We start from the raw sequence: 10782 nt of genomic DNA on the forward strand, positions 1-10782 counted from the left end.
GCTTTGCATTAGCAAATGTTTCGGACCAGGCACATGGCCAGCCAAAACCTCGAATGACAGGTCGGAAACCGACCGCCAGCGCGTCATCTGCGCCCCGTTTTATTGCCAAGCCCGGCGGGCCCGGTGTACAAATGGTCAGCTGCTGTCAGGAAACAGGCTTCAAAAGCGCTACTGCGGTCACCCCGTAGCCCCTCTGAAATCCCCTAAGCACCGTAGCCCATTGGAAAAACGCGACATTTAATGTCAATATCGCGCCTCCCCCTATTTCGTCGCCCCGTGCGGCTTACGCCGCAGGTCTCGCCCGTTTTTCAGACAAGGCTTTGAGTATCTGCGGTCTGTTGCAAAAAGGTAGTCAATGATGAGCGCAAGGCACTTTCTCTCCCTGATGGATTGCACGCCCGAAGAGCTGGTCAGCGTGATCCGTCGAGGCGTTGAGCTCAAGGACCTGCGTAACCGCGGCGTACTGTTCGAGCCTTTGAAGAACCGGGTCCTGGGGATGATTTTCGAGAAGTCCTCGACCCGTACCCGTATTTCGTTCGAAGCCGGCATGATCCAGCTCGGTGGCCAGGCGATCTTCCTCTCGCCACGCGACACTCAACTGGGCCGCGGTGAACCAATCGCCGACTGCGCCATCGTCATGTCGAGCATGCTCGATGCGGTGATGATCCGTACCTTCGCCCATAGCACCCTGACCGAATTCGCCGCCAACTCCCGCGTGCCCGTCATCAACGGCCTGTCCGATGATCTGCACCCGTGCCAGTTGCTGGCCGACATGCAAACCTTCCTCGAGCACCGCGGTTCGATTCAAGGCAAGACCGTGGCCTGGGTCGGCGACGGCAACAACATGTGCAACAGCTATATAGAAGCGGCGATCCAGTTCGACTTCCAGTTGCGCATCGCCTGCCCCGAAAGCCACGAACCCAACCCTGAGTTCGTGGCCAAAGCCGGCGATCGGGTAACCATCGTCCGCGATCCGCAGGAAGCCGTGCGCGGCGCGCATCTGGTGAGCACCGACGTCTGGACCTCCATGGGCCAGGAAGAGGAAACCGCCAAGCGCCTGAAGCTGTTCGCGCCATTCCAGGTCAACCGTGCGCTGCTCGACCTGGCGGCCCCGGACGTGCTGTTCATGCATTGCCTGCCGGCCCACCGTGGCGAGGAAATCAGCCTTGATCTGCTCGAAGACCCGCGCTCGGTGGCGTGGGATCAAGCCGAAAACCGTCTTCATGCACAAAAGGCCCTGCTTGAGTTTCTCGTCCCGCCTTCGTACCACCACGCATGAGCCAGCCATTACTGCTGAACGTGCGCAATCTCGCCTGCGGTTATCAAAACCAGCGAGTCGTGCAAAACCTCAACCTGCATTTGAATGCCGGCGATATCGGTTGCCTGCTGGGGTCTTCGGGTTGCGGCAAAACCACCACTCTGCGGGCGATTGCCGGTTTCGAACCGGTACACGAAGGTGAAATCCAGTTGGCGGGCGAGACCATTTCCAGCGCCGGTTTCACCCTCGCCCCGGAGAAACGCCGGATCGGCATGGTGTTTCAGGATTACGCGCTGTTTCCGCATTTGAGCGTGGCCGAGAACATCGCCTTCGGGATCCGCAAACACCCGCAAAAAGATCGCATCATCGAAGAGCTGCTCGAACTGGTCAACCTGAAAAACCTCGGCAAGCGTTTCCCCCATGAACTGTCTGGCGGCCAACAGCAGCGGGTCGCATTGGCCCGTGCCCTGGCGCCGGAACCGCAACTGCTGTTGCTCGACGAACCGTTCTCCAACCTCGATGGTGAACTGCGGCGCAAGCTCAGTCATGAAGTACGCGGCATTCTCAAGGCTCGCGGCACCAGTGCGATTCTGGTGACCCACGATCAGGAAGAAGCTTTCGCGGTCAGCGACCATGTGGGTGTTTTCAAGGAAGGTCGCCTGGAGCAGTGGGACACGCCCTATAACCTCTATCACGAACCACTGACGCCATTCGTGGCCAGTTTCATTGGCCAGGGTTATTTCATTCGCGGTCAGTTGAGCAGTCCAGAGTCGGTGCAGACCGAGCTGGGTGAACTGCGCGGCAATCGTGCCTACACCTGGCCGATCGGCGGTGCCGTGGACGTATTGTTGCGTCCGGACGATATCGTCTATGCGCCGGACAGCCCGCTGAAGGCGCAGATTGTCGGCAAGAGCTTCCAGGGCGCATCAACCTTGTACCGCCTGCAGTTGCCTACGGGCGCGCAGTTGGAATCGATCTTCCCAAGCCATGCCGATCATCTGGTCGGTGCTGAAGTAGGAATCCGGGTGGCAGCGGAACATCTGGTGCTGTTCCAGGCATCCGGCAGTACAGCGGCGCAAATTTCGCCGGTCGAGTACGGTGTTCGACGGCACAGTACCGCTAGCTGACACCTGAATCTGTAGGAGCGAGGCTTGCCCGCGAAGGCGTCATGCCAGTCAATGGTGATGTCGACTGAAACTACGCCTTCGCGGGCAAGCCTCGCTCCTACAAAAATCATCCAAGCAATAATTTACCACTCGCAACGAGCGTCGCATTCCCGCCTATCTTCACCCGATCCCCTTCCAGCCGGCAGAACAACTCCCCGCCCCGCGCAGAACACTGATAAGCCGTCAAACTCGACTTGCTCAAGCGTTCCGACCAATACGGAATCAGGCTGCAATGGGTCGACCCGGTCACTGGGTCTTCATTGATCCCGATTGCCGGGGCAAAGTACCGTGACACAAAGTCATGTTTGTTGCCCTTGGCTGTCACGATGGCGCCCAGCCACGGCAGTTTCGCCAAGGCAACCATGTCCGGCTGACAATCGAGTACGGCCTGCTCGGACTCCAGCACCACGAACAATTCGCTCGACCCCAGCACATCGACCGCTTCGACACCCAAGGCGCGCTCGACATCCAGGGTCACGTCCACTTCCGATAGCGCGATTGCCGGAAAGTCCAGCCACAAGCGCTCGCCCTCACGACTGACACTCAGCGAGCCGGACTTGCAGATGAAGTCCAGCCGTTCGGCCGGTTCTTTATAGCGTTCAAACAGCACGTAGGCGCTGGCCAGGGTCGCATGACCGCATAACGGAACTTCGGTGGTCGGGGTAAACCAGCGGATGTGCCAGACGGGGCCCTCACGGACCAAAAATGCGGTTTCGGCGAGGTTGTGTTCGGCGGCGATTTTTTGCATCAACTCATCATCGAGCCAGGCATCGAGCCGGTACACCATCGCCGGGTTGCCACTGAACAGCCGATCACTGAACGCATCGACCTGATGAAACTCAAGCTGCATGACACTTCTCCTTTTTCAGGTTGCCGAGCATGAAGCCACGGACAACCCTTCACCAGTGACAGAACGAATCAATTTCCACCATACAGCGCCGGGTTGAAAGCCCCGGCCTTCTGCTCAGGCGCGGCCAATATCGGCGAACTTCGCCTGGGTGTGTTCGGCCAACACGGCGGGCGCCAGTTCGACTTCCAGACCGCGCCGTCCAGCACTGACGAAAATGCTGGCGAAGGGCTGAGCCGAATGATCGATAAAGGTGCGCAGGCGCTTCTTCTGCCCGAGCGGACTGATGCCGCCCAACAGATACCCCGTCGAACGCTGCGCGGCCGCAGGATCGGCCATTTCGACTTTTTTCACGCCAGCAGCATGCGCCAACGCCTTCAAGTCCAGACTTCCGACGACCGGCACCACTGCCACCAATAACTCCCCCTTTTCGCTGGCCGCCAGCAACGTCTTGAACACTTGCGCGGGATCCAGCCCCAGTTTTTCCGCGGCCTCCAAGCCATAGGACGCTGCCTTCGGATCATGTTCGTAACTGTGCACGCGATGTTCGGCACGAACTTTTTTCAACAAATCCAATGCGGGGGTCATGGCAGCTCCAGCTTGGCGACAGAAGAAAAATACTGCGCAGGATTCTAGGTCATTGATCGATAAAAGGCTCTATTTCGGCAAAGGCCTGACGCGGCTTTCGGCCGTTCGTCCACGTCCAGCCTGCCACGTGAACGATGCGATCATTCATGTGACTAATAGTTGAAATATGACCGACGGTTCACTTTCGACCTTTGACATCAGCGTTTCTTGTCTATATTTTTTCGAATACGAATACTGTACGAATGTCTCACTGCAGCACCCAGCAGTACGCCAAGAACAGGACGGGGATCCTGCCTTGGTGGAAATCGCGCTTTGGCCATGATGAAAGAAGCGCCAGACAACAACAAAAACGAGGTTTTCAATGACCACTGCTTTACAACAACCGTCGCTCTCAAGCCAATGCATGGCCGAGTTTCTGGGCACTGCGTTGCTTATCTTTTTCGGCACCGGTTGTGTTGCCGCGCTCAAGGTGGCGGATGCCAGCTTCGGGCTGTGGGAAATCAGCATCATCTGGGGGGTTGGCGTCAGCATGGCGATCTACTTCACCGCTGGCGTTTCCGGCGCGCATCTCAACCCTGCCGTGAGCATCGCACTGAGCATTTTCGCTGACTTCGAGAAGCGTAAACTGCCTTTCTATATCATCTCCCAGGTGGCCGGCGCCTTCTGCGGGGCCTTGTTGGTTTACACGCTGTACAGCAACCTGTTCTTCGATTTCGAACAAACTCACCAAATGGTTCGTGGCACCCAGGCCAGCCTTGAATTGGCCTCGGTATTCTCCACCTTCCCCAACCCGGCCCTGTCCACTGCCCAGGCCTTTTTGGTTGAAGTGATCATCACTGCCATTTTGATGGGCGTGATCATGTCGCTGACCGACGACAATAATGGCCTGCCCAAAGGCCCATTGGCGCCACTGCTGATCGGCCTGCTGATTGCCGTGATTGGCAGCTCGATGGGCCCGCTGACGGGTTTCGCGATGAACCCGGCGCGTGATTTCGGCCCAAAGCTGATGACTTTCTTCGCAGGCTGGGGTGAAATTTCCTTCACTGGCGGGCGCGATATCCCGTACTTCCTGATCCCGGTTTTTGCACCGATTGTCGGTGCCTGTCTCGGTGCTGCAGCTTATCGCGGGCTGATTGCCCGTCATCTGCCCAGCGCCATACCTGCTACAAAGGATGCAACACCGGCCATTGACGGCAAACCAAGAACGTCTTGAAACCGTTGGCGCGTGATCCTGCCATTTGGTCCCGCGCCTGACCTCACTTCCTAACTTTCGTCCAAGGCAATCGACATGACCGATATTCAGAATAAGAACTACATCATTGCCCTCGATCAGGGTACGACCAGCTCCCGCGCGATCATTTTCGACCGTGACGCGAATGTGGTCTGCACCGCCCAGCGCGAATTCGCACAGCATTACCCGCAAGCCGGCTGGGTCGAACATGACCCGATGGAAATCTTCGCTACCCAAAGCGCCGTGATGGTCGAGGCCCTGGCTCAAGCCGGCCTGCATCACGATCAGGTCGCGGCCATCGGCATCACCAACCAGCGCGAAACCACCGTGGTCTGGGACAAAACCACCGGCCGCCCGATCTACAACGCGATCGTCTGGCAGTGCCGCCGCAGCACCGAAATCTGCCAGCAGCTCAAACGCGATGGCCACGAGCAATACATCAGCGACACCACAGGCCTGGTCACCGACCCGTACTTCTCCGGCACCAAGCTCAAGTGGATTCTCGACAACGTCGAAGGCAGCCGTGAGCGGGCGCGCAAGGGTGAACTGCTGTTCGGCACCGTCGACAGCTGGCTGATCTGGAAATTTACCGGCGGCAAGGTGCACGTTACCGATTACACCAACGCCTCGCGCACCATGCTCTTCAACATCCACACGCTGGAATGGGACGCGAAGATGCTGGAAGTCCTCGACATCCCGCGTGAGATGCTGCCGGAAGTTAAATCGTCGTCCGAAATCTACGGCCACACCAAAAGCGGCATCGCCATTGCTGGTATCGCTGGCGACCAGCAGGCCGCCCTCTTCGGCCAGATGTGCGTCGAGCCAGGCCAGGCGAAAAACACCTACGGCACCGGTTGCTTCCTGCTGATGAACACCGGCGACAAAGCGGTGAAATCCAAACACGGCATGCTCACCACCATCGCTTGCGGCCCGCGTGGCGAAGTGGCCTACGCCCTGGAAGGCGCAGTGTTCAACGGTGGTTCCACCGTGCAGTGGCTGCGTGACGAGTTGAAAATCATCAACGACGCCCACGACACCGAATACTTCGCCAACAAGGTCAAGGACAGCAACGGTGTGTACCTGGTGCCGGCCTTCACCGGTCTGGGTGCTCCGTACTGGGACCCGTATGCCCGCGGCGCGCTGTTCGGCCTGACTCGCGGTGTCCGCGTGGATCACATCATTCGTGCCGCTCTGGAGTCGATTGCCTATCAGACCCGCGACGTTCTGGACGCCATGCAACAGGACTCCGGCGAACGCCTGAAGGCCCTGCGCGTGGACGGCGGCGCAGTCGCGAACAACTTCCTGATGCAGTTCCAGGCCGACATCCTCGGCACTCAGGTCGAGCGTCCAAAAATGCGCGAAACCACTGCGTTGGGCGCGGCCTATCTGGCAGGTCTGGCTTGCGGCTTCTGGGGCAGCCTGGACGAGTTGCGCGGCAAGGCAGTGATCGAGCGCGAGTTCGAACCGACACTGGACGAAGCCGCGAAGGAAAAACTCTACGCTGGCTGGAAAAAAGCCGTCAGCCGCACTCGCGATTGGGAACCGCATGAGGGCGCTGAATAAGCCAGGGACAGGATTCGTATCGGGTTGTAACTGGTAGGGAGCGGGTTCCTGCGGCATCATGGGCAAATTTTGCACGGCAGCCCAAAGGAAGCCCCATGAATCTGCCTCCCCGTCAGCAGCAAATCCTCGAACTGGTCCGCGAACGCGGCTATGTCAGCATCGAGGAAATGGCTCAGCTGTTCGTCGTTACACCGCAAACCATCCGCCGCGATATCAATCAGCTGGCGGAAGTCAATCTGTTGCGTCGCTACCACGGCGGCGCGGCCTACGATTCCAGCGTCGAAAACACCGCCTACGCCATGCGTGCCGATCAGATGCGCGATGAAAAGCAGCGCATCGGAGAAGCCATTGCCGCTCAGATTCCCGATCACGCCTCGCTGTTCATCAATATAGGCACCACCACCGAATCCATCGCTCGGGCGCTGCTCAACCACAACCATCTGAAAATCATCACCAACAATCTGCATGTGGCTTCGATGCTCAGCGCCAAGGACGACTTCGACGTGCTGCTTACGGGTGGCAACGTGCGGCGTGACGGCGGCGTGGTCGGCCAGGCCAGCGTCGACTTCATTAACCAGTTCAAAGTCGACTTTGCGCTGGTCGGCATCAGCGGCATCGATGAAGACGGCAGCCTGCTGGACTTTGATTATCAGGAAGTGCGGGTGTCACAGGCGATCATCGCCAACGCCCGGCAGGTAATCCTGGCGGCTGACTCCAGCAAATTCGGGCGCAATGCCATGATTCGTCTGGGGCCGATCAGCCTGATCGATTGCCTGGTCACCGATCAGCAGCCTTCGCCGGCCTTGGCGCAATTGTTGAGTCAGCACAAGATTCGGCTGGAAGTGGTTTAACCCCCCTCGAAAGCAGCACGCTCCCTTGTGGCGAGGGAGCTTGCTCCCGCTCGGCGGCTGCGCAGCAGACGCAAATCAGACAATTTGTTCTTCCTGAAAAACCGCGTTCGCCGGTTTTTGGGCCGCTTCGCAGCCCAGCGGGAGCAAGCTCCCTTGCCACAAAAGCACTCATTCAATGTTCGAAAATTTTCCTTTAACGGCCCTTCGATCAGTATTTTCAATCGAACCACACTGGCTGCGGGCGTCTTTATGGGCTAATATTTTCGCAAATGAACATCAATGTTCGAATTCAAATACAGAAACTCCAAAAATCCGAGGCCAGCCGATGTCCACTTCTACCTTGCCTACGCCCCCCATCGCCGAGGTCTACGATATCGCCGTCATCGGTGGCGGGATCAATGGCGTGGGGATCGCAGCGGATGCCGCCGGTCGCGGTCTTTCGGTATTCCTTTGCGAAAAGGATGACCTGGCCAGCCACACTTCGTCCGCCAGCAGCAAGCTCATCCATGGCGGCCTGCGCTACCTCGAACATTATGAATTCCGACTGGTGCGCGAAGCCCTGGCCGAACGCGAAGTGCTGTTGGCCAAGGCGCCGCACATCGTCAAACAGATGCGCTTCGTGCTGCCGCACCGCCCGCACCTGCGTCCAGCCTGGATGATCCGCGCCGGCCTGTTCCTTTATGACCACCTCGGCAAGCGGGAGAAACTCGAAGGCTCGAAAAGCTTGAAGTTCGGCCCGGACAGCGCGCTGAAAAGCGAAATCACCAAAGGCTTCGAATATTCCGATTGCTGGGTCGATGACGCGCGCCTCGTCGTACTCAATGCCATGGCTGCCCGCGAGAAAGGCGCCCACATTCACACCCAGACCCGCTGCATCAGTGCCCGTCGCACCAAAGGCCTGTGGCACCTGAACCTGGAGCGTGCCGATGGCAGCCTGTTTTCGATCCGCGCCAAGGCGCTGGTAAACGCAGCCGGCCCATGGGTCGCCAAGTTCATTCGTGACGACCTGAAGATGGAATCGCCGTACGGCATCCGCCTGATCCAGGGCAGCCACCTGATCGTGCCGAAACTGTATGAAGGCGAACATGCGCACATCCTGCAAAACGAAGATCAGCGAATCGTCTTCACCATTCCGTACCTGAACCATTTCACTCTGATCGGCACCACCGACCGCGAGTACACCGGCGACCCGGCGAACGTTGCGATCACTGAAGGCGAAACCCACTATCTGCTGAAGGTCGTCAACGCTCACTTCAAGAAACAACTCGGGCGCGACGATATCCTGCACAGTTATTCCGGCGTTCGTCCGCTGTGCAACGACGAATCCGACAACCCGTCGGCCGTCACCCGCGACTACACCCTGGCATTGTCGGGCAGCGCCGAAGAAGCGCCGCTGCTGTCGGTGTTCGGCGGCAAACTGACGACGTACCGCAAGCTCGCCGAGTCGGCGCTGGCGCAACTGGCCCCGTACTTCACGCACATCAAGCCAAGCTGGACCGCCAGCACCACCCTGCCCGGCGGCGAAGACATGACCACCCCGCAGGCCTTGAGCTCGCGGATCCGCGACAAGTTCGACTGGGTGCCTACAGAGATTTCCCGCCGCTGGGCCACCACTTACGGCAGCCGCACCTGGCGCATGCTGGAAGGCGTCGAAAAACTCAGCGACCTGGGTGAGCACATCGGCGGCGGCCTCTACACCCGCGAAGTCGATTACCTGTGCAGCGAGGAATGGGCGACCACCGCCCACGACATTCTGTGGCGCCGCAGCAAGCTCGGGCTGTTCACCACCCCGGCGGAACAGGAAAAGCTCAAGGATTACCTGAACAAGGTCGAGCAGAACCGCAGCAAGATTGAAGCGGCCTGATCGGTAATCCGGTTGAACGAAAGCCCCTGAATCTCACGATTCAGGGGCTTTTTGCATTCTGGAGAACACCACTAATCAACTGTGCGGGCTTGCTCGCGAAGACTGACTAACATTCAACATATCCGTCGGCTGATCGACCGCCTTCGCGAGCAAGCCCGCTCCCACCGGGGGTATGTGCAAGGCATGAAATTACATTCGGTTTTCCGAACACGACCTGTCGGCCGATTCGGTAATCCGGATCATTCAACAGAAAAGCTCAACGCCACAAATATTTAATACCCTTACAAATCAACAAGTTGATCTATATCGCCTGGCCTGGCACGAGTCATGCTCTACACTCTTGGTCGAATACCTGTTGCGCCAACACTTCAGGAGCCGTCAGGCATTCGAAGCACAAATGGGCCGATGAACTGGCTCCATAAAAAAAACAATGTCGAGGAAAATTTGATGCGCATCGTTCCCCATATCCTGGGCGCAGCCATTGCTGCCGCTCTGATTAGCACTCCAGTTTTCGCCGCCGAACTCACCGGCACACTGAAGAAGATCAAAGAGTCCGGCACCATCACCCTCGGGCATCGTGACGCTTCCATTCCGTTCTCCTACATGGCGGACGCTTCCGGCAAACCGGTTGGCTACTCCCACGATATCCAGCTGAAAATCGTCGAAGCGATCAAGAAAGATCTGGACATACCCAACCTCCAGGTCAAATACAACCTGGTGACCTCGCAAACCCGCATCCCGCTGGTGCAAAACGGCACCGTGGACGTCGAGTGCGGCTCCACCACCAACAACGTCGAGCGTCAGCAGCAAGTTGACTTCTCCGTCGGCATCTTCGAAATCGGCACCAAACTGCTGGCCAAGAAAGACTCCCCCTACAAAGACTTCGCCGACCTCAAAGGCAAGAACGTCGTGACCACCGCGGGCACCACGTCCGAGCGCATCCTCAAGTCGATGAACGCCGACAAGCAGATGGGCATGAACGTGATCTCCGCCAAAGACCATGGCGAGTCCTTCCAGATGCTGGAAACCGGCCGTGCCGTTGCTTTCATGATGGACGACGCCTTGCTGGCCGGTGAAATGGCCAAGGCCAAGAAGCCGACCGACTGGGCCGTGACCGGGACTGCGCAGTCCAATGAAATTTACGGCTGCATGGTTCGCAAGGGCGACGCTCCATTCAAGAAAGCTGTCGACGACGCCATCATCGCGACCTACAAGTCCGGCGAGATCAACAATATCTACGAAAAATGGTTCATGCAGCCAATCCCGCCTAAAGGCCTGAACCTGATGTTCCCGATGAGCGAAGAGCTCAAGGCCCTGATCGCCAATCCGACCGACAAAGCGGCTGACGAAAAGAAATCCTGATTTCTGACTAACCTTATCCCTTGAGAGGGCCTCTGCCCTTTCAGGGGGTTGT

At 58.2% G+C, this 10782-nt stretch carries 9 protein-coding genes; 7 read left to right on the top strand and 2 right to left on the bottom strand.

What is annotated here, in order from left to right:
- Positions 1 to 358: 358 nt before the first annotated feature.
- Together argF and ACA044_RS24345 are read left to right on the top strand one after the other, a co-directional pair.
- The gene (gene argF, locus ACA044_RS24340) at positions 359 to 1279 is read left to right on the top strand and encodes an ornithine carbamoyltransferase (RefSeq protein ID WP_497447296.1); all 921 of its coding nucleotides are present in this window, start codon (positions 359 to 361) and stop codon (positions 1277 to 1279) included.
- A complete protein-coding gene (locus ACA044_RS24345; protein WP_497443634.1) occupies positions 1276 to 2385 on the top strand; it encodes an ABC transporter ATP-binding protein in 1110 nt (369 codons plus the stop codon). Before argF ends, ACA044_RS24345 begins: the two co-directional genes overlap by 4 nt.
- Positions 2386 to 2491: 106 nt before the next feature.
- Here the strand turns inward: ACA044_RS24345 and ACA044_RS24350 are convergent, their stop codons facing one another.
- Positions 2492 to 3274 carry a PhzF family phenazine biosynthesis protein gene (locus tag ACA044_RS24350; RefSeq protein WP_497443635.1) on the bottom strand — a complete coding sequence of 261 codons (783 nt, stop codon included), beginning with the start codon at positions 3272 to 3274 and terminating at the stop codon, positions 2492 to 2494.
- Between the two features lie 114 nt (positions 3275 to 3388).
- On the bottom strand, positions 3389 to 3859 hold the full coding sequence (gene ybaK / locus ACA044_RS24355; protein ID WP_497443636.1) for a Cys-tRNA(Pro) deacylase: 471 nt from the start codon (positions 3857 to 3859) through the stop codon (positions 3389 to 3391).
- 361 nt (positions 3860 to 4220) lie between these two features.
- On the opposite strand from ybaK, the gene ACA044_RS24360 reads away from it, so the two are divergent.
- The 5 genes from ACA044_RS24360 to ACA044_RS24380 all read left to right on the top strand — a co-directional run bounded on the left by ACA044_RS24360 (position 4221) and on the right by ACA044_RS24380 (position 10730).
- Positions 4221 to 5072 carry an MIP/aquaporin family protein gene (locus ACA044_RS24360; protein ID WP_497443637.1) on the top strand — a complete coding sequence of 284 codons (852 nt, stop codon included), beginning with the start codon at positions 4221 to 4223 and terminating at the stop codon, positions 5070 to 5072.
- Between the two features lie 75 nt (positions 5073 to 5147).
- Positions 5148 to 6653, top strand: a complete 1506-nt coding sequence (gene glpK / locus ACA044_RS24365) for a glycerol kinase GlpK (RefSeq protein WP_497443638.1) — start codon at positions 5148 to 5150, stop codon at positions 6651 to 6653.
- Between the two features lie 95 nt (positions 6654 to 6748).
- On the top strand, positions 6749 to 7504 hold the full coding sequence (locus ACA044_RS24370) for a DeoR/GlpR family transcriptional regulator (protein ID WP_007898523.1): 756 nt from the start codon (positions 6749 to 6751) through the stop codon (positions 7502 to 7504).
- A 325-nt stretch (positions 7505 to 7829) separates the two neighbouring features.
- Positions 7830 to 9368, top strand: a complete 1539-nt coding sequence (gene glpD / locus ACA044_RS24375) for a glycerol-3-phosphate dehydrogenase (RefSeq protein ID WP_497443639.1) — start codon at positions 7830 to 7832, stop codon at positions 9366 to 9368.
- A 447-nt stretch (positions 9369 to 9815) separates the two neighbouring features.
- Positions 9816 to 10730, top strand: a complete 915-nt coding sequence (locus tag ACA044_RS24380) for a glutamate/aspartate ABC transporter substrate-binding protein (protein WP_497443640.1) — start codon at positions 9816 to 9818, stop codon at positions 10728 to 10730.
- The last annotated feature ends 52 nt before the right edge of the window (positions 10731 to 10782 follow it).

The organism is Pseudomonas sp. LBUM1673 (genome assembly GCF_059695645.1).